16 protein-coding genes and 1 riboswitch are annotated in these 20,209 nt (G+C 59.9%); of the genes, 14 read left to right on the forward strand and 2 right to left on the reverse strand.

From position 1 onward, the window contains the following. Positions 1-8 precede the first annotated feature (8 nt). The 10 genes from phnD (at position 9) to AB4N53_RS08350 (ending at position 10,162) form a co-directional block, all read left to right on the forward strand. Positions 9-875, forward strand: a complete 867-nt coding sequence (gene phnD, locus AB4N53_RS08305; protein WP_460119702.1) for a phosphonate ABC transporter substrate-binding protein — start codon at positions 9-11, stop codon at positions 873-875. Next, on the forward strand, positions 872-1,663 hold the full coding sequence (gene phnC / locus AB4N53_RS08310) for a phosphonate ABC transporter ATP-binding protein (RefSeq protein ID WP_460119704.1): 792 nt from the start codon (positions 872-874) through the stop codon (positions 1,661-1,663). The genes phnD and phnC overlap by 4 nt, the downstream gene beginning before the upstream one ends. A 2-nt stretch (positions 1,664-1,665) precedes the next feature. Then, positions 1,666-2,484 carry a phosphonate ABC transporter, permease protein PhnE gene (gene phnE, locus AB4N53_RS08315; protein ID WP_460119706.1) on the forward strand — a complete coding sequence of 273 codons (819 nt, stop codon included), beginning with the start codon at positions 1,666-1,668 and terminating at the stop codon, positions 2,482-2,484. Positions 2,485-2,594: 110 nt separating this feature from the next. Next, complete coding sequence (gene psrA, locus AB4N53_RS08320) at positions 2,595-3,686, forward strand: iron-containing alcohol dehydrogenase PsrA (RefSeq protein ID WP_460119708.1); 1,092 nt, start codon at positions 2,595-2,597, stop codon at positions 3,684-3,686. 130 nt (positions 3,687-3,816) lie between these two features. Continuing rightward, a complete protein-coding gene (locus AB4N53_RS08325) occupies positions 3,817-5,112 on the forward strand; it encodes an MFS transporter (protein ID WP_460119710.1) in 1,296 nt (431 codons plus the stop codon). Between the two features lie 10 nt (positions 5,113-5,122). Continuing rightward, a complete protein-coding gene (locus tag AB4N53_RS08330; protein ID WP_460119712.1) occupies positions 5,123-5,992 on the forward strand; it encodes a LysR substrate-binding domain-containing protein in 870 nt (289 codons plus the stop codon). 74 nt (positions 5,993-6,066) lie between these two features. Then, positions 6,067-6,894 (forward strand): phosphonoacetaldehyde hydrolase, encoded by an 828-nt coding sequence (phnX, locus tag AB4N53_RS08335; protein ID WP_460119714.1) that lies wholly within the window; start codon positions 6,067-6,069, stop codon positions 6,892-6,894. Positions 6,895-7,042: 148 nt separating this feature from the next. Next, positions 7,043-7,236: riboswitch (cobalamin riboswitch) on the forward strand. A 138-nt stretch (positions 7,237-7,374) separates the two neighbouring features. Further along, positions 7,375-8,388 carry an ABC transporter substrate-binding protein gene (locus tag AB4N53_RS08340; protein WP_460119716.1) on the forward strand — a complete coding sequence of 338 codons (1,014 nt, stop codon included), beginning with the start codon at positions 7,375-7,377 and terminating at the stop codon, positions 8,386-8,388. Beyond that, the gene (locus tag AB4N53_RS08345) at positions 8,385-9,401 is read left to right on the forward strand and encodes a FecCD family ABC transporter permease (RefSeq protein ID WP_460119718.1); all 1,017 of its coding nucleotides are present in this window, start codon (positions 8,385-8,387) and stop codon (positions 9,399-9,401) included. Before AB4N53_RS08340 ends, AB4N53_RS08345 begins: the two co-directional genes overlap by 4 nt. Further along, a complete protein-coding gene (locus tag AB4N53_RS08350; RefSeq protein WP_460119720.1) occupies positions 9,398-10,162 on the forward strand; it encodes an ABC transporter ATP-binding protein in 765 nt (254 codons plus the stop codon). Before AB4N53_RS08345 ends, AB4N53_RS08350 begins: the two co-directional genes overlap by 4 nt. A gap of 211 nt (positions 10,163-10,373) precedes the next feature. Here the strand turns inward: AB4N53_RS08350 and metE are convergent, their stop codons facing one another. Next, a complete protein-coding gene (gene metE / locus AB4N53_RS08355) occupies positions 10,374-12,662 on the reverse strand; it encodes a 5-methyltetrahydropteroyltriglutamate--homocysteine S-methyltransferase (protein WP_460119723.1) in 2,289 nt (762 codons plus the stop codon). 444 nt (positions 12,663-13,106) lie between these two features. Here metE and AB4N53_RS08360 point away from each other — a divergent pair, with 444 nt between their 5' ends. The 4 genes from AB4N53_RS08360 (at position 13,107) to AB4N53_RS08375 (ending at position 18,478) form a co-directional block, all read left to right on the forward strand. Further along, positions 13,107-14,483 (forward strand): pyridoxal-phosphate dependent enzyme, encoded by a 1,377-nt coding sequence (locus tag AB4N53_RS08360; RefSeq protein ID WP_460119725.1) that lies wholly within the window; start codon positions 13,107-13,109, stop codon positions 14,481-14,483. Beyond that, the gene (locus AB4N53_RS08365; protein WP_460119727.1) at positions 14,480-15,652 is read left to right on the forward strand and encodes a cystathionine gamma-synthase; all 1,173 of its coding nucleotides are present in this window, start codon (positions 14,480-14,482) and stop codon (positions 15,650-15,652) included. Before AB4N53_RS08360 ends, AB4N53_RS08365 begins: the two co-directional genes overlap by 4 nt. A gap of 266 nt (positions 15,653-15,918) precedes the next feature. Continuing rightward, the gene (locus AB4N53_RS08370; protein ID WP_460119729.1) at positions 15,919-17,241 is read left to right on the forward strand and encodes a tetratricopeptide repeat protein; all 1,323 of its coding nucleotides are present in this window, start codon (positions 15,919-15,921) and stop codon (positions 17,239-17,241) included. A gap of 589 nt (positions 17,242-17,830) precedes the next feature. After that, positions 17,831-18,478: a hypothetical protein gene (locus tag AB4N53_RS08375; RefSeq protein WP_460119731.1), complete on the forward strand. Its 648-nt coding sequence runs from the start codon at positions 17,831-17,833 to the stop codon at positions 18,476-18,478. Between the two features lie 49 nt (positions 18,479-18,527). Here AB4N53_RS08375 and AB4N53_RS08380 read toward each other — a convergent pair whose 3' ends face one another. Continuing rightward, positions 18,528-20,156, reverse strand: coding sequence for an ATP-binding response regulator (locus tag AB4N53_RS08380; protein ID WP_460119733.1), 1,629 nt, complete (start codon positions 20,154-20,156; stop codon positions 18,528-18,530). Positions 20,157-20,209: the final 53 nt, after the last annotated feature.

The raw sequence follows: 20,209 nt of genomic DNA on the forward strand, positions 1-20,209 counted from the left end.
GGAATGCCATGAAAACAATCAAACAGTTTCTGCGTGTCGCCAGCCTCACCGTCATTGCCCTCGGCGCCAGCCAGGTCTGGGCCAAAGACAAACTGACCATTGGTTTGATCCCCTCGGAAGACTCCCAGGCAATGATCGAATCGAGCAAGCAAGTGCTCGACGATCTGCAAAGCAAGATCGGCATGCCCGTGATGCCGTTCGTGGCCACCGATTACAACGGCATCATTGAAGCGCTGCGTTCGGGCAAGCTCGATGTCGCTTACCTCGGGCCGTTCTCCTACGTGCTGGCGACCTCGGTGGCGGATGTCGAGGCGTTCTCAGTGGCGGTGACCAAGAAGACCGGCCAGAGCGCTTACAAAAGCGTGATTCTGGCGCGCAAGGACAGCGGGATTCATTCGCTGGCCGACCTGCAGGGGCATACGTTTGCATTCGTCGACCCGAGCTCAGCGTCCGGGCATCTGTTTCCCAAGGCTGGCCTTGAGCAGGCCGGTTTTGCTCCGGACAGCCTGTTCAAACGGGTAATTTTCTCCGGTTCCCACGACGCCAGCATCCTCGCGGTGGAGAACAGGAAAGTCGACGCTGCGGCCGTGGCTGACCGCATCTTCGCCAGTGCCGTGGCCAAAGGTGTGGTGAAGCAGGATGACTTCGAAATCGTCTGGAGTTCCAGGCCGATCCCCGAATCGCCGATGGTCTGGCGCAAGGCGCTCGATCCACAATTGAAGAAGAAGGTCGCCGACGCGCTGGCTTCAATCAAGGATGTGCCGTGGGGTGATCAGGGCGTGCTCAATGGTTTCCAGCCGACCACCGACGCCTCTTACGACGTAGTGCGCGAAACCGCCAAGGTGCTCGATCTCGATTTGCGGAGCATGAAATGATCAGCATCCGCCAATTGACCAAAGACTACGGTAGCAACCCGGTGTTGCGCGGCATTGACCTTGAGGTGGGTGCAGGGGAATTCGTCGTAGTACTCGGTCAGTCCGGCGCCGGTAAATCGACTTTGCTGCGCTGTATCAATCGCCTGGCACAGGCCGACAGCGGCACGCTGAACGTGGCCGGCATCGATGCCCTGGCCTGCCCTGACACCAGCGTTTTGCGCCGTGAAGTGGCGATGATTTTCCAGCACCACAACGTCGTGCCGCGCCTGAGTGTGCTGAAGAATGTACTGACCGGTCGCCTCGGTTCCGTCGGCACGCTCGCCTCGATTCTGCAGCTGTTCCGCCGTGACGATGTGGCACTGGCCATGCAATGCCTGGAGCGTGTTGAACTGGCGCACAAGGCTGGCGAGCGCACGGATTCGCTGTCCGGCGGACAGAAGCAGCGCGTCGGCATTGCCCGCGCCTTGGCGCAACGGCCGCAAGTGATTCTGGCCGATGAACCGATTGCCAGCCTCGACCCGAAAAGCGCGCGCCTGGTGTTGCAGTATCTGCGCGATGCCACCCGCGAGTTGGGTATCACCGTGCTGTGCAATCTGCATCAGGTCGAATACGCCCGTGAGTTTGGCGACCGTGTGGTCGGCTTGGCCAACGGCAGTCTGGTGTTCGATGGCAAAGCGTCGAGCATGACCGACGCCGATCTGGCGCGAATCTATCCGGGGCAATCGGCGCAAGCCTGCGCCGGAATCCCGACGCCCACCCTGTCTTACCGCAACGCCTCGAGGGCCTGAGCATGCAATCGCAAAACTATCAGTGGGTCGGCGATCGTCCACGAGGCCCGCGCAGTTGGCTGACCACCGGCGCCGTCGTCCTGATCGTGCTGTGGACGCTGAACTGGAGCGCGCAAGGCGCGCAGCTCAGCCTCGGTGAACTGGCGGCGGGGTTGCCGCAGATCGGTGATTTCCTTTCGCGCACCTTCCCACCGGATCTGAGCATTCTTGCGCGTCTGGTCGCACCAGCGGTGGAAACCCTGCAGATCGCCATCTGGGGCACCTTGCTTGGCGTGTTACTGGCAGTTCCGCTGTCGTTTCTCGCCGCACGTAATCTGAGCCGCAACCGCTGGCTGTTTCACGCCACGCGTCAGGCACTGAATTTTACCCGCAGCATCAACGAACTGATCCTCGCGCTGATCTTCGTCTCGGCAGTCGGGCTCGGCCCATTTCCCGGCGTACTGGCGCTGGCGCTGCATGGTGTAGGCATGCTTGGCAAGTTCTTCGCCGAAAGCATTGAAGAGATCGACCAAGGTCCGATTGAAGCGCTGCAAGCGACCGGTGCGCGGCCATTGCAGGTGATCGTGTTTGGCGTTTTGCCGCAAGTCATCACCGCGTGGATTGCAGTGATTCTGTACCGCTTCGAAGTCAATCTGCGCTCGGCCACGGTGCTCGGCATGGTCGGCGCTGGCGGCCTGGGGTTCGAGCTGGTGAGCAGTCTCAAGCTGTTCAAATATCAGGAAACCGCGACCTGCATCATCGTCATCACCTTCATGGTGATCGTCGCCGACGCCATCTCCAGCCGCCTGCGCGCGGCGATCCAGAGCGGTTCGGCGCACTAGCGTACAGCTGCTATCGGCTGAACCGATTCAAACCTGCGAATTATCGATTTGAGCCGTTGTCGACGGGCGCTGAGTATGGCGCCACACGACAACAACAAGAAGGATTCACCATGACTGCCCGCTTCCAGAACCCCGTCGATACCCGTTTCGGCTGGGGCAGCCTGCAAGACCTCGCCGCCCTCACCGAACAGCAGACCGTGGCCCTTGTGACCTTTCCAGAAGCGCGTGGGCTGGGGCTGGTCGATCGCCTGCAAGCCTTGCTCGGCGAGCGTCTGGTCTATGTGTTCGAAGACGTTCAGCCCAACCCGGACGTCGCCCATCTGCGCAACACTTACGAGCATTTCTGGCAGCATGCAGGGGCTTGCGACGTGGTGCTCGCGGTCGGAGGCGGCAGCGCCATCGATACTGCCAAAGCGTTGATCGTCGGTACCGAATCCGGCCGTTTCGATGAATTGTTGAGCCTGCTGGCGACAGGCAAACCATTCACCCCGGCCCGTTGCAAACAACTGATTGCCGCACCGACTACTGCCGGCACCGGCAGCGAAGTCACGCCGTGGGCGACGATCTGGGACAGCGCCAGCCAAAAGAAATACTCGCTGCACCTGGACTGCACCTGGCCACGGGTAGCGATCATCGATCCGCAACTGATGCTCACTGTGCCGGCCAGCGTCACCGTCTCTACCGGGCTCGATGCGTTGTCTCATGCGTTGGAGGCGATCTGGAACGTCAACGCCAACCCGGTCTCGGACACCTTCGCGATTTCCGCGATCGAGGACATTCTGGAATGCCTGCCGCGCCTGCACAAAGATCTCTCCAGTCACGAGTTGCGCAGCCGCATGGCGCTCGCTGCGCTCAAAGCCGGACTGGCGTTTTCCAACACCAAAACCGCGCTGGCGCATTCGATTTCCTATGAGATGACCTTGCGCCACGGCTTACCCCACGGCATCGCCTGCTCCTTCACCCTACCAATGGTTTTGGGATTGGCCTGGGGCCACGACGCCACTCGCGACCGTACATTGCAAAGGGTATTCGGCGCGGACCTGGGCAAAGCCCAGCAGCAGTTGCGCGAGTTCTTGCACAGCCTCGGGGTGAAGACCGAGTTTGCCGATTACGGCGTTTCGGCCAAGGACGCCGAAGCCATCATCCAGCTCGCGATGCAGGGCGCGCGCGGCAAGAACTTCATCGGTTCGCAAGCCGCCTGACGCCTGATAACACCCGAGTCACCCAAGCACCGCCAGCGGCATGCAGCCGCGGTGATTTCCTGTCGCACCATAAAAGAGTGCACCCCGCCGACGACACCCGACGGGAACCGACAACAATAAGGAAAAGATCATGAATCGTGCCGAAACAATGCCTGGTCTCGCCGAACGTTCTGCCTCGTTCCGGGTCGCCCAGTGGCGCATGCTGCTGGCGGCGATGTTCTGTTACCTGTTTTTTTACACCGGTCGGCAGACGTTCGGTTTTGCCATTCCGGGGATTCAGGCCGAGTTCGGTCTGAGCAAGGAAACTCTCGGCTGGGCCTCTGCGGTGATGCTCTGGGCCTACGCGATTGGTCAGGCGATCAACGGCAACCTCGCCGACAAATTCGGTGGTCGACGCATCATGACTCTGGGGGCTGTGCTGTCCTGCGCGGCAAACTGGGTGACCAGTTTCGCCAGTGGTTTCACCAGCCTGATTCTGCCGTGGGGCGTCAACGGCTACTTTCAGGCCTTGGGCTGGGCGCCGGGCGGTCGGCTGATTGCCAATTGGTGGGCGGCGGGCGAGCGCGGCAAGGTGTATGGCTTCTACACTTTCGCCGCCGGCTGCGCTTCGGTTCTGTCTTACGTCACCTCTATCGTCGTGCTCGAAGTACTGCAACTGGAATGGCGCTGGATCTTCCGTTTGCCGGTGCTGCTGATGCTCGCCGGCGGGATTATTTTCTATCTGGTTGCACGCGAACGCCCACAGGATCTGGGCTTCGAACCGGTGGGTGATACCGGTGTGGCCAACGCTGACGACAAACATCAGGAAGCGGCACAGGGTGAAGTCGAATCCTCGGCACAACGCTACAAAGCCGTACTGAAGAACCCTCGCCTGCTCATCGCCGCGCTGTCACTGGGCTTTCAGAACGCGGCGCGCTACGGCTTGATCGTCTGGGTGCCGGTGCACTTTCTAGGCGCTGACTGGAAAAGTGGTGACGGCATGATCGATCCGAAATGGATCACCGTCGCCCTCCCCGTCGGCATGGCGGTTGGCGCGTTGAGCAACGGTTGGGTGTCAGACAAGTTGTTCGGCTCCAAGCGGTATCTGGCGATCATGCTTTATATGTTGCTCGGCGCCGCGACCAGCCTGTGGATGTGGAGCCTGCCCCCACACAGCGTCATCGGCCTGATCGCCCTGTTCCTTTGCGGCTTTTTCGTATACGGCCCGGCGTCGAGTTTCTGGGCGCTGTGCCCGGATCTGGTCGGTGCCAAACGCGCCGGTACGGCGACCGGAATCATGAACTTTTCCTCCTATCTGTTCGCCGGATTGGCCGAGCCATTGATCGGTCGTTTGCTTGACACCACAGCAAACACGTCTCTCATCTTCATAGTGGTCACCAGTGCCTGCCTGTGCAGCGCGGCAGTGGCATTGTTCATTCGACGCTGACGGGGCTTGCATGTACCAGTATCACAAGTGGTTGCGTTCGTTTCATGCGGTAGCCAAGACCGGCAGCTTCACCCTTGCTGCCGAGTACCTCTGCGTCGGTCAGCCGACCGTCAGCGAACAGGTCAACGCACTGGAGAACACCTTCTCGGTCGAACTGTTTCATCGCCGTGGCCGCTACATCGAAATGAGCGCCGCCGGGCACAAGCTCTATGCGATCACTCAGGGGCTGTTCGGTCAGGAGGATGAAGCCGTGCAACTGTTGCAGAGCTTCAAGCAGCGCAAGACCGGCATGCTGCGCCTCGGCGCGGTGTCACCGCCGATTGCCATGAATCTGACCTATGAGCTGATGCAGCGCCACCCGGATATCGAACTGGAAACCTCGTTTTCCTCGGAAAAGGACACCCTGGCGCGGTTGTTCAACTTCGATATCGACGTGGCGATTCTGGCCTTGTCGGAATTCGATGAGCGCTTCCACACGCGGCTGTATCACCGTTATCCGATCATCGCCGTGGTCCGCGATGACCATCCGTGGGCCGGTAAGGCGCAGGTTCACGTCAGTGAAATCAGCGGCGAAAAATGGGTGATGCGCGAATCCAGTGCGCGTACCCGGCAACTGGTGGAAGAAAGCTGCAAACGGCTCGATATCGAGCTCAATTGCGTCATGCAACTCAACAGCCGCGAAGCCATCGTCCACGCGATCGTCAAAGGCATCGGTATCGGTTTTGTCTCGGCCGTGGAATACGCCGAGACCCCGGGCACCAGGCCGATCACCTTTGTCGATCACCCGTTCTTCATCGAATACCACCTGTGCTGCCTCGGCATCCGCAGGAACCGGCCAGTGATTGCCGAACTGTTTGATGCGAATCCACCGCTGACCTGATCAGCCCTGCCCCTTGAACCGCCTACCTCATTGTCGAGGGACGGCCCACGCTTACCTGAAAACGGAGATTGACCATGCAGTACCAACAACCGACTCATCTGCAAGCCGCGATCCTCGACTGGGCCGGCACCGTTGTCGATTTCGGCTCGTTTGCGCCGACGCAGATTTTCGTCGAAGCCTTTGCCGAGTTCGGCGTCGCCGTGTCGCTGGAGGAAGCGCGCGGGCCAATGGGCATGGGCAAGTGGGATCACATCCGCACCCTGTGCAACCTGCCGCAGATTGCCGAACGTTACCGCGCGGCGTTTGACCGCTTGCCGAGTGACGACGATGTGACGGCGATCTACGAACGATTCATGCCGTTGCAGATCGAAAAAATCGCCCTGCATTCGGCGTTGATTCCGGGTGCACTCGAGGCGATGGCGGCGTTGCGCGACAAGGGTTTGAAAATCGGTTCGTGCTCGGGCTATCCGGCGGTGGTGATGGCCAAGGTCGTCGGACTGGCAGAGGAAAATGGCTACGTCGCCGACCATGTCGTCGCCACCGATGAAGTGCCCAATGGCCGTCCATATCCGGCGCAGGCGTTGGCCAACGTGATTGCCCTGGGCATCAATGACGTGGCCGCCTGCGTCAAGGTCGACGACACCTGGCCGGGAATTCTCGAAGGGCGCGCCGCCGGCATGTGGACGGTGGCGTTGACCTGTTCCGGCAACGCGCTGGGCCTGACCTATGAGCAATACAAGGCGTTGGCGTCGGATCGACTGGCGGTAGAACGCGCGCGGATCGGCAAGATGTTCGCCCCTTCGCGCCCGCATTACCTGATCGATACCATCGCTGAACTGCCTCAGGTGATCGACGACATCAATGCGCGTCTGGCCCGGGGTGAAACTCCGCAAGCCAGCTGAGTCGGCCCTGACCGTGATCGTTCCCGCGCTCAGCGTGGGAACGATCCCATCACTCCCTTGAACTGCCGGAAGCAAGGTTGGCGTGACAGCAGACGCCTGCTGCTAATGCTCGTCGCGATAGATTGGTCTCCCCTTCAGCGGCTCGATCGACTACCATGCCGCCGCCGGTTTCCACACGGAATTAATAGGGAATCCGAAATGCTTGCACAGCATCAATCGGAACTGCCCCCGCAACTGTAGGTGCCGAGCCTGCTCCTTGACTGCCACTGGGTGAATCCCGGGAAGGCCGGAGCGTGGCGATGACGCATCAGTCAGGAGACCTGCCGGCACAGTGACTGACTAACCGGCGGGGTGTCCGGGAAGGACATCGTGCCGTGCGCGTTTTTCAATGCCGGCCTTGCGCAGTTTCCACGACCGCGCCCGAGGTGTGTTTCCAACCGTACCCGCCCGCTCACGTACGGTTCCCCTGGAGACTGCCCCATGCTGCTGCCCCGCGTTGCCACCCTGCTCACCGCTCTGAGTCTTTGCGCCCTGGCGCAAGCGGCGCCGACTACGTATCCGCTGACCGTCGAAAACTGCGGCAGCAGCCTGACCTTTCAGCACGCTCCTGCGCGCACGGTGACCATCGGCCAGGCCGGTACGGAAATGCTTTATGCCTTGGGCCTGGGCGACAAAGTCGTCGGCACTTCGCTGTGGTTCAACGATGTGCTGGGCACATACAAAACGCAGAACGACAGGGTCGAGCGTCTCGCCGACAACGAGCCAAGTTTCGAAGCGGTGATCGGCAAACGCCCGGAACTGGTCGCCGTCGAGCTGGAATGGATGGTCGGCCCGCAAGGCGCGGTCGGCACCCGTGAGCAGTTCCATGAACTGAAGATTCCCACCTATCTGCTGCCCTCTGATTGCGAAGCCAAGGACAACCTCGTCGGCTCGGACGGCACGCGGCTGGCGCCGTTCCGCATCGACAGCATCTATAAAGCCGTGAGCCAACTGGCGGCGATTTTCGACGTGCAGGCGCGCGGCGAGCAGCTCAATGAGCAGCTCAAAGCCAGCCTCGCACAGTCGATCGCCACGGCGACAAAACAGCAGCGCAAAGACGTCAGTGCACTGGTGTGGTTCTCCAGCGCCGAGATGGACATCGAGCCGTTCGTGGCCGGACACAAAGGCGTTCCCGATTTCATGCTCAGCACCCTCGGCGTGCGCAACGTCGTCGAGTCGGATGAAGAATGGCCGACCGTCGGCTGGGAAACCATCGCCAAGGCCAACCCGACGTTTCTGGTCATCGCGCGCATGGATCGTCGGCGTTTCCCGGCTGACGATTATCAGAAGAAACTCGCCTTTCTGCGCAGTGATCCAGTGACGCGCAACATGGACGCGGTCAAGCACAACCGCATCATCATTCTTGACGCCATGGCCATGCAGGCCAGCCTGCGCACCTTCGACGGCCTCGCACAACTGGCCACGGCCATCAACGGCTACGACCTGTCGCAATGAGCAGACGCCTGATCCGTTTGCTGCTGGTTCTGTTGACGCTATCGGTCGCGCTGATCGGCGGCGTGGCCATTGGTGAGACTTCAATCGAGCCGAGCGTGGTGTTGCAGGTGCTGGCCAACAAGCTGTGGGGTGCCGGTTATGTGCTCGACCCGATCGACGAAGGCATTGTCTGGAACTATCGCCTGACTCGCGCTTTGGTCGCGGCGGCCTGCGGCGCCGGTCTGGCGACATGCGGGGTGATTTTGCAGTCGCTGCTGCGCAATCCGTTGGCCGATCCGTATCTGCTGGGAATTTCCGCTGGCGCCTCGACCGGCGCGGTGATGGTCGCGCTGCTTGGCGTCGGCGCAGGGGCGATTTCATTGTCGGTGGGTGCCTTTGCCGGTGCGGTGACGGCGTTCGCGCTGGTGATCCTGTTGGCGCGGGTCAGCGGCACGGCCAGCGGTACCGGACAGATCATTCTTGCCGGGATCGCCGGCTCGCAGCTTTTCAACGCCCTCACCGCGTTTCTGATCACCCGCTCGGCCAGTTCGGAACAGGCGCGCGGGATCATGTTCTGGCTGCTCGGCAATCTCGGCGGCGTGCGCTGGCCGTCGGTGTGGCTGGCGGTCCCAGTGGCCTTGCTCGGGCTGGTCGTTTGCCTGTGGCACCGGCGGGCGCTGGATGCGTTTACCTTCGGCGTGGATTCGGCGGCATCCCTCGGCATTCCAGTGCGACGTGTGCAAATTCTGTTGATCGGCTGCGCCGCGCTGGTGACGGCGGTGATGGTGTCGATCGTCGGCTCGATCGGCTTTGTTGGCCTGGTGATTCCCCACGCCGCGCGGTTGTTGCTCGGCACGGGGCATGCGCGTCTGCTGCCCGCCAGTGCACTGGGCGGCGCGGTGTTTCTGATTGCCGCCGATGTGCTGTCGCGGACCCTGATCAAGGGTCAGGTGATTCCGGTCGGCGTGATCACCGCGCTGGTCGGCGCGCCGGTGTTCGCCCTGATTCTGGTGGGCCGGAGATCGGCACGATGAACGCGGTATTGAGTTGTGCGAGTGTGGGCTTCAAGGTGCGTGGCGCCGAGTTGCTTAACGGTGTCAGTCTCGACGTTCAGCGCGGCGAGACGCTGGGCATTGTCGGCCCGAACGGTTCGGGGAAATCCACTTTGCTGAAACTGCTCGCCGGCCTGCGTGAGCCGAACGAAGGCCAGGTGCAGCTCGACGGTCAGGCGCTGGGCACAATGTCGCGGCGCAGCATCGCGCAGACGCTTGCGGTGGTTGAGCAACAGGCCGATACCGACGATGGCATCCGCGTATTCGACGCCGTGGCGCTGGGGCGTACGCCGTGGTTATCGGCGCTGCAACCGTGGTCCCCCGCCGACGACGCCATCGTCGAGCAAGCGCTGGTCGACGTTGACGCCGTGCACCTGCGTAAACGCCTCTGGCGCAGTCTTTCCGGTGGCGAACGTCAACGCGTGCACATCGCCCGCGCACTGGCGCAGCGCCCGCAGATCCTGCTGCTCGACGAACCGGCCAACCACCTCGACATTCAGCACCAGTTGAGCATTCTGCAAGTGGTCCGCGCACTGCCGGTGACTACGCTGATCGCCCTGCACGATCTCAACCAGGCGCTCAAGTGCGATCGCCTGGCGGTGCTGGAGCGCGGGCGTCTGGTGGCATTGGGCGAGCCGCTGCACGTGCTGACGCCGGAGCGGTTACAGACGACCTTCGGGGTCAGGGCGCACTATCTGACGGACCCGTTCGATGGTGCGCCGATATTGCGTTTTCTTACCTGACTCATTTGTGTCTGACCTGCCGCTTTCGCGAGCAAGCCCGCTCCCACAATGGATTTGTGGGTTAGCGGGGATGGCGGGTGTAACGCGAAATCCTGTGGGAGTGGGCTTGCTCACGAAGGCGGCAGGTCAGGCAATTTAACTGTGGCTGACAGGCCGCTTTCGCGAGCAGGCTCGCTCCCACAGGGGTTATGTTTTCCAGGGCGGTGAAGGATCAGGCCCATTCTTTGCGCAGTTGCCGCGCTGCGCTGACCATATGCACCAACGCCGCTTCGGTCTCTGGCCAGCCTCGGGTTTTCAATCCGCAATCCGGATTGACCCACAGACGCTCCACCGGAATACGTTGCGCGGCCTTGCGCAGCAAGCCGACCATTTCCGTAACATCGGGAATGCGTGGTGAGTGAATATCGTAGACGCCCGGGCCGATGTCGTTCGGGTAGGCAAACGCTTCGAAAGCCTCGAGCAGTTCCATGTCCGACCGTGAGGTTTCGATGGTGATGACATCGGCGTCCATCGCCGCGATCGACTCGATCACATCGTTGAATTCGCTGTAGCACATGTGCGTATGGATCTGGGTTTCATCGCGCACGCCGCAGGCGCACAGGCGGAACGCTTCGCTTGCCCAGTCCAGATACGGTTGCCACTGCGCCCGGCGCAACGGCAAGCCTTCACGAAACGCCGCTTCGTCGATCTGCACAATTTTGATTCCTGCCGCTTCCAGATCATTCACCTCGTCACGAATGGCCAGCGCCAGTTGTCGTGCCTGAATCTCACGGCTGACGTCTTCGCGCGGGAACGACCACATCAGCATGGTCACCGGGCCGGTCAGCATGCCTTTAATGACCTTGTTGGTCAGACCTTGGGCGTAGCGAATCCACTCGACCGTCATGGCTTGCGGGCGGCTGAGGTCGCCGAAGATTACCGCCGGTTTGACGCAGCGCGAACCGTAGCTCTGTACCCAGCCAAAGCGGGTAAATGCGTAGCCGTCGAGTTGCTCGGCGAAGTATTCGACCATGTCGTTGCGCTCGGCTTCACCGTGCACCAGCACATCCAGGCCGAGGCGTTCTTGAATTTCTACAGCGTGGCGAATTTCCGTATGCATCGCATCGGTGTAATCGGCCGCGCTGAGCTTGCCTTGCTTGTGGGCCTGACGCGCCAGTCGGATCGCCGCCGTCTGCGGAAACGAACCAATGGTGGTGGTCGGAAACAGCGGCAGATCGAGTTTGTCGCGCTGTTTGGCAATGCGCTGGGCAAACGGCGATTGGCGTTGCGCATCCCTGGCAGTGATCGCCGCAACCCGCGCTTGCACCTCAGGTTTGTGGATGCGCGGCGAGGCGGCGCGGCTGGTTTGTACCGAGCGGCTTTGCGCCAGGGCGCGCAGCACCTGCGGCGCTTCCGGCTCGCTGATCGCTAGAGCGAGCACGGCGACCTCTTCACACTTCTGCACGGCAAATGCCAGCCAACTTTTCAGTTCGGCATCGAGCTGGTCTTCGCGGCTCAGATCAACCGGGCTGTGCAGCAACGAGCAGGACGGCGCCACCCACAAACGATCACCCAGACGCTCATGGGCATGGCGCAGCGTCGCCAGCGCGTTTTGCAGATCGCAGCGCCAGACGTTACGCCCGTTGACCACACCCAGCGACAGCACTTTATAGGCCGGCAGACGATCCAGAATGGTCGGGTACTGATCCGGCGCGCGCACCAGATCGATGTGCAGGCCATCGACCGGCAGGTTCGCCGCCAGACCGAGGTTTTCTTCCAGACCACCAAAGTACGTAGCAAGCAGTTTTTTCAGCGGATCGCGCTGGATCTGGTTGTAGGCGCGCTCGAAGGCATTCTTCCAGTCCTGCGGCAGATCGAGCACCAGAATCGGCTCATCGATCTGCACCCACTCCACGCCCAATGCCGCCAGCCGCGCGAAGATCTGCCCGTACAGCGGCAGCAGGCGATCGAGCAACTCGAGCTTGTCGAAATCGGCGCCCTTGGTTTTGCCCAGCCACAGATAGGTCAACGGGCCGAGGATCACCGGTTTGACGTTGTGCCCCAGCGCGCGGGCCTCTTCGGTTTCTTCAAACAGCTGCTCCCAACCCAGCTGAAATTGTTGATCGACGCTGAATTCCGGTACGAGGTAGTGATAATTGGTGTCGAACCATTTGGTCATCTCTTGAGCGTGACCACCGCCGCAACAGCCGTTGCTGACACCACGGGCCATGCTGAACAGCGTCTGCAGCGTGGCTTTGCCGTCGTGCGGGCGGAAGCGCTCGGGGATCACGCCGAACATCAGCGAATGAGTCAACACCTGGTCGTACCAAGCGAAATCGCCGACCGGCAGCAAGTCGATGCCGGCGTTTTTCTGCAAGTCCCAATGGGCCTTGCGCAGCTCACGTCCGACGTCACGCAGGCCCGCCTCGTTCAGTTCTCCTTTCCAGAACGCCTCTTGCGCTTTCTTCAGTTCGCGGTCGCGGCCGATGCGCGGAAATCCAAGGGAATGGGCCAGTGCCATGACAAACAACTCCAGATGCTTATTCGATGGCGGCTATTGTCTGGAACCTAGCTTAATGAAACAAACTCAATCTTTTTCTAATGAACACAAATTATGCTCATGTAGAGATAAGCCTTTAGGAGCTGCCGAAGGCTGCGATCTTCGGCTGAAGGGACGCAGAGCGTCCCCCGCTGCACTCCCATGCCGAGCGTGGGAACGATCGGAACCCGGGGACACAAATCAAGCTTTTGTCGCGGCGAAGACGCCCTTTGAATACTCGATGACGCCTTGCTGTAAACACGTTCGAACTGTTCCGGCAGCTGGCCGATTTCGTTCTATCGTTAGATCCAAATGGCTGGATTTCTCAAAGATTAAAGGTTGCGAGGGAAGATGCCTGCGCCTAAGTTGCACGCGAGTCTTTTCCCCGCGATCGGAACGCGATCAACACCATAATGAGGTGAAGAAATGTCGAAGGAATCACGCCCTGCCGTGCTTGGGCTGATAGGCAATACTCCGCTGGTGCAGGTCACCCGCTTTGATACCGGACCCTGCACGCTGTTTCTCAAACTCGAATCGCAGAACCCCGGCGGCTCGATCAAGGACCGTATCGGCCTGGCGATGATTGACGCCGCAGAACGTGACGGCCGCCTGCAACCGGGCGGCACGATCGTCGAGGCCACTGCCGGCAACACCGGTCTGGGTCTGGCGCTGGTCGGCCGGGCCAAAGGCTATCGCGTGGTGCTGGTGGTGCCGGACAAGATGTCCACCGAGAAAGTCCTGCACTTGAAGGCCATGGGCGCCGAAGTGCACATCACCCGCTCCGACGTCGGCAAGGGCCATCCCGAGTATTACCAGGACGTCGCGGCGCGTTTGGCCAGGGACATTCCCGGGGCGTTTTTCGCCGACCAGTTCAATAATCCCGCCAATCCGCTGGCCCACGAATGCAGCACTGCGCCGGAGATCTGGGCGCAGACCGAACATGATCTGGACGCCATCGTCGTTGGCGTCGGTTCGGCTGGCACGCTGACCGGGCTCAGTCGCTTCTTCAAACGTGTGCAGCCAAATCTGGAAATGGTCCTCGCCGATCCGGTCGGCTCGGTAATGGCGCAATACAGCCGCGACGGCACCTTGCCGACGCCCGGTTCGTGGGCGGTCGAGGGCATTGGCGAAGACTTCATTCCATCGATTACCGACCTGTCCAGCGTGCGTCACGCCTACTCGATCAGCGACGAAGAAAGCTTCGATCACGCCCGCCAGTTGCTCAAGGCCGAAGGCATTCTCGGTGGTTCATCGACCGGCACCCTGTTCGCTGCCGCGCTGCGTTATTGCCGCGAACAGACCGAGCCGAAACGCGTGGTCAGTTTTGTCTGCGACACTGGCACGCGTTACCTGTCGAAGGTTTACAACGATCAGTGGATGACCGATCAGGGCTTGTTGCAACGCAAGGGCTATGGCGATCTGCGTGACTTGATCGCACGGCGTTTCGAGGACGGCCGGGTGATCAGCGTCGGCCCGGGCGACACTCTGCTCACTGCATTCCAGCGCATGCGTCTGGCAGATGTTTCGCAATTGCCGGTGCTGGTCGAAGGCAAGCAACTGGTGGGCGTGATCGACGAGTCCGACATCCTCCTCGGCGTGCACGAAGACGCCGCGCGCTTCAGCCAGTCAGTGTCCAGCGTGATGACCGACAAACTGCAAACGCTCGCCCCGGCTGCGACCCTGGCCGAACTGGAAGCGGTGCTCAGCCGTGGCCTCGTCGCGATCATCGCTGACGCGTCCGGCTTCCATGGCCTGATCACCCGCACCGACATGCTCAACCAATTACGGAGATCCCTTGCATGAGTCAGCACGACGATAAATCCCAAGGCTTCGCCACCCGAGTGATCCACGCCGGGCAGCAGCCGGACCCGACCACCGGTGCGCTGATGCCGCCGATCTACGCCAACTCCACCTACCTGCAAGACAGCCCCGGCGTGCACAAGGGTTTCGACTACGGTCGCTCGCACAATCCGACGCGCTTTGCCCTGGAACGCTGCGTAGCGGATCTTGAGGGCGGCACTCGCGCCTTCGCCTTCGCCTCAGGGCTGGCGGCGATTTCCACGGTGCTGGAACTGCTCGACGCCGGCTCGCACATCGTTTCCGGCAATGACTTGTACGGCGGCACGTTCCGCCTGTTCGACAAGGTCCGCCAGCGCAGTGCCGGGCACCGTTTCAGCTTCGTCGACCTCGCCGACCTGTCGGCGTTCGAAGCGTCGCTGCAGGACGACACGCGCATGGTCATGGTCGAGACCCCGACCAACCCGCTGCTGAGCCTGTCGGATCTGGCCGCCATCGCGCGCATCTGCCGCGCGCGCGGGATCATCTGCGTGGCCGACAACACCTTCGCCAGCCCCTACATCCAGCGCCCACTGGAATTGGGTTTCGACATCGTCCTGCACTCGACCACCAAATACCTCAACGGCCATTCCGATGTGATCGGTGGCATTGCGGTGGTCGGGCAGAACGCCGAGTTGGCGCAAAAGCTCGGTTTCCTGCAGAACGCGGTCGGCGCGATTTCCGGGCCGTTCGACGCGTTCCTGACTCTGCGCGGAGTGAAAACCCTGGCGCTGCGCATGGAGCGTCATTGCAGCAACGCCTTGGACTTGGCGCAGTGGCTGGAACAGCAGCCGCAGGTCAAGCGCGTCTACTATCCTGGCCTGACCTCGCACCCGCAGCACGAACTGGCCAAGCGGCAGATGCGTGGTTTTGGCGGGATGATTTCCGTCGATCTGAACAGCGACCTGGCCGGTGCGCGGCGGTTTTTGGAGAACGTGAAGATCTTTGCACTGGCGGAAAGTCTGGGCGGTGTGGAAAGCCTGATCGAGCACCCGGCGATCATGACCCACGCGACCATTCCGCCGGAAACCCGCGCGAAGCTGGGGATTGGCGATGGGCTGGTGCGGTTGTCGGTGGGGGTTGAGGATGTTGAGGATCTGCGGGAAGATTTGGCGCAGGCTTTGGCTAAGATGTGACTTTTTGAAGAGGGCTGCATCGCAGCCCAACGGGGATAATTACCCTCGCCACGCGGGGAAAACCCCCTGTGGCCTTTCGATCTGTCGTTTTTATTGTCATACAAGTCTTTTTGAAAATGACATCAAGTCTGCCGAATGAAGAGCTCCGTGCTGCTGCGCAAACTCGACAACACAAGTGTCGCAACATTCGCCCACCTCATTTCGCATCTTGGTGTCAAACAGCATATGGAATACGGCGCTCGCTTGTTAATTACACAGGGAAGAAAATGAATCATTATAAACATCTAATCAAATCAATTTTAAGTTTACTTTTTTTATTTAACTCAGTCACCGCATCGGCAGTGCTTTCACAGGAGCAGCAGGCAGCCAAGGAACGCGGCATTTCATTATATAAACAAGAGAAAAATGCAGAGCGTGAATTGCGCATTGCCGCTGAGGCTGGCGATGCAGAAGCACAATTTTATTTGGCGCAACAACTTCGCCAACTGGAACTTAATAAAGCGCTAGACTCGAAAGAATCTGTAAAGTGGTTCGTGGCTTCTGCTAATCAAGGCAATTTATTCTCGCTATATCAGTTATCTCACAACGTCAAGCTGTGTGTTATTGCTTCATTTTGTCCCAAAGGGGAAAAAAGCCGAGGTGAATGGGATCAAGAGTACAGAAAAACTTTGATGGAGAAATTTGCCTCAAATGATTTGCAACAACTAGGCGAACTAAATGATTGGGTAGCCAAGTCGGATGTTGTAGGAGAGTGGTTTCATCTACAGGATGAGCTTCGTTATGCAAAAAACCACAGGGTGGAAGATACGCGCGAATGGCTAGTACATTCTGCTAATCAAGGAAATTTTAACTCCCTACTTCGTCTGGCTCTTGATGATGGAGATAAATTATGCACGATCGTTGAGAACTGCCCGAAGGGAGATAAAACTCAGCGCGAGTGGAAATCAGAATTTGAGAAGATTGCGCGAGAAAAAATTGCTTCCGGTGACATGGAAGCTGCCTATTTGTTATACGTAGGCAATTCTGACTTTAATATGCTGATTAAATCAGCAGAGGGAGGGTACTCATTCGCACAATATCAGCTTGCAGAGAGTTATTCAGCTGGTGATGGATTTTTTTGGTGGTTTGGGCAGCGCCGCAAGGAAATCAACAAGTGGTATAAGCGAGCGGCTGAAAATGGCTATCCAAGAGCAATGATTGCCTATGCAGCCTCCATTTATGAAGATAACGGAGACCTATCAATTTCCCGGTATTGGCTAGAGGAGTCTGCGAAGGCGGGTGACAGCAATGGCATCGGTTTGCTTGCTCGAGAGTATGCAAGTAATCCAAATTACTATGGCTTTCCATTTGATATGGTGAAGGCTTATGGCCTTATGTTCTTTTTAGCAGGCTTAGAAAATGACGAGTCTGATAAAGAGTATGATCGAGAAAGATTAGAAAACTATTCAAACAAAATGTCACCTGAACAAATCGAGCAAGGCAAAGCCTTTGCCGAGAAATGGAAGGCCACGCATGGGCTTGAACGCGTTCAACCTCAGCAGCCAGCGGGATCGGAAACAGGTGGCAAGCCTCGCGCGTCGAGTCACTGAGACCATCGTTGTAATTGTCACCTCGTCCAGTGATGGCTTACTGCAAATGCTGCCATCTGACGCACCCTGCGGGCCGGGCATTCGCGCTGCGCGTTGAACCAGGCCCAACCGCCAACCCGTTTCACCCTTTCGGGCTTCAATCCCAAACGTTTCCGGCCTTCGGCCTGCACTCACCAATTAGCTTGAGCCGAGCCAGTGAGTCGAACGCCTGTGGTTGATTGGCGATTTGCTCAACTACGTCGTGGCTGTAGGCTCTGATCAGTGCGGTTGTCAGTTGGGTTTGAGGACGTTGAAGACCTGGGCGCCGATCTGGCTCAGGCACTGGCAAGAATGTAAACAGCTCCACACAACGAAGCCCGCGCGATGCGGGCCTCGTCTTTTTTTTGTCCGTCGATCTCCCCGCCGTGGCAGTTCCCGAGGCCGATCCTATACTCAATCGGCTCGATCAAAATTATCTCGACACCCGCACGCCACTCGGTGTGCCCGTGCCTTTCGCCAACCAGGTAAACCCAAGCCAATGAGTCGTGGCGTCTTAAGATGTACAGCGCACGAATGATCGCTGTATGGCTGCCGGGTCGTGGAGAGAACCATGAAATACAAGTTGTTGTCAGGCGTGCTTCTTGCGGTAGCGGCCAGCGTTGTGGTGCCCAATGTCTGGGCGGCGCAACCGCAGGCAGTGGCTTCTGATGGAGCCGATCATGTCGGTGCTGGCGAGGTGGCATCTGACGGCGCCGATCATGTCGGCGCTGGCGCGGTGGCTTCTGACGGCGCCGATCATGTCGGCGCCGGGGCAGTGGCTTCCGATGGCGCCGATAAGGTCGGGGCCGACGCAGTGGCTTCCGATGGCGCCGATAAGGTCGGCGCCGGCGCAGTGGCATCTGACGGCGCCGATCATGTCGGCGCCGGGGCAGTGGCTTCCGATGGTGCCGATAAGGTCGGGGCCGGCGCAGTGGCATCTGACGGCGCCGATCATGTCGGCGCCGGGGCAGTGGCTTCCGATGGTGCCGATAAGGTCGGGGCCGGCGCAGTGGCATCTGACGGCGCCGATCATGTCGGCGCTGGCGCAGTGGCTTCCGATGGCGCCGATAAGGTCGGGGCTGGGGCTTTGGCGGCGGATGGCGCCGACCGCACCGGCGTCAACCGTGTGGCCTATTCTCGAGTCGGAGTCGGTTCTGATCGCGTGGCATCAGCGCTGATGACCGGCAGCTATTCCGACCAGTTCAATAGCCCGCAATAACGCCCCGATGTAACGGGCGGGTTGCTGAGCCGCCCGTTTACATCAGCCTCTACAGCGTCTCCTCGACCGCCTCGCCTCGTCGATCACGCAGGGCACGCAGCGTCGCGCGTAACTCGGCCGGCCGCACAGGCTTCGACAGAATCGCAATCTGCCGATCATGCAAGGCTGCCTGAATCCTGTCGACGTCGTGCCCGGTGATGATCATCGCTGGCACTGCCCAGCCGCGCTGCCTGCGCACTTCGTCAATGCATTCGATGCCAGTGGCGTGGGTGCCGAGGTCATAGTCGGCGACGATGATGTCGCAGTCAGTAACCAGGCCTGCGGCCGACCACTCGGCCTGCACAACACAGCCCCAACGTGCGAGCAACGCCGAAGTCGCGAGCAACACATTGCGATCATCCTCGACCAGACAGACTTTTAACCCCGTCAACAATCCCACCTGCCGCGCTTCGCCGCGAACGACCAGTGACTGCGGTGCCGCTACGATTGGCAACCCTGCAAGGGTCACAGCTGTGCCGCGCCCCAACTGTGAACGCAGAGCAACTTGCACATCGATCAGTTCACCCAGGCGCTTGATGATCGACAGGCCCAGCCCGACACCCTCGACATCTTTGTCGCGTACCTGCCGCACCCGATAAAACTCCTCGAAAACCTTTTGCAGGTGCTCTTGGGCAATACCATTGCCGCGGTCATAAACAACAATGGCCAGCCCTGCCCCGCGTTTACGCACACCAATCAGCACCGGCCGCTGCGCACCGTATTTGAAGCAGTTGGAGAGCACGTTCTGCACCATGGTCGCCAGCAGTGCCGGGTCGGTTCTGATCCAGTAGTTGCACGGTCGCATACGCAACTCGACGCCCGCCCAACGGGCCGCTTCCTGATGTTGGCGGACGATGTCCGCGAGCCATTCACCGAGGTTGAGCGTTTGCATTTTCGCTTCGACCCGGCCGTTATCGAGGGTGTAGAGGTCGAGAATCGAGCGGAACAGTTGCGAAACGTTGAGCAGTGAGCGGTCGATATTGTCGACCAGCCGCCGCTCGTCATCGCCCAAACGCGACTCCCGCAGACACGCGGTAAACAGTCCGATGGAGTGAATCGGTTGACGCAAATCATGACTGGCCTGCGCCAGAAACCGCGACTTTTCCAGGTTAGCCGCCAGCGCTTCTTCCGACGCCTTGCGCGTACGCTCGAGCAGCAAGTGCGCATAAAACGGAATCACCGTGCTGGTGATCAGCAACATCAGCACCATGAACGGCTGCGCCTGCCAATACGGCGTCAGGCGATAGACCACCAGCAGCGCCACCAATGCCAGGCCGGTGGCGATCGCCAGATAGCGCGAGCCGTAACGCATGCCGTTGCCGAGATTGACCCAGACCATCACCGCATACAGCGGCAACGCTGCCTCGCCGCCAATCACCAGACCAAAACAGGTACCGGTGTAATCGTGGACCATGGCAAAAATCCGCCGCGCTCGATAATGCCCCGGCCAACGCGCAATGGCTTGGCGAAACACGATCGACGCCAGCAGGAACAGGCTGATGTAGGTAATCACCGGCAGGTAGGTCGCCAAGCGATGGCCCGGCAGAAAGACCAGTACGACCATGTAGATCACCGCGATGGCGGCGATGATGATGCGCAGATTGGCCTGGTCGAGTTCGGTGTTTTTCTCGAACTTCATGGCAAACGTCCTTGTGCAGCACTTGCAGTTTCGGAAGCAGCCTACAGGCAACC

This window comes from Pseudomonas sp. H3_E04 (genome assembly GCF_054668915.1).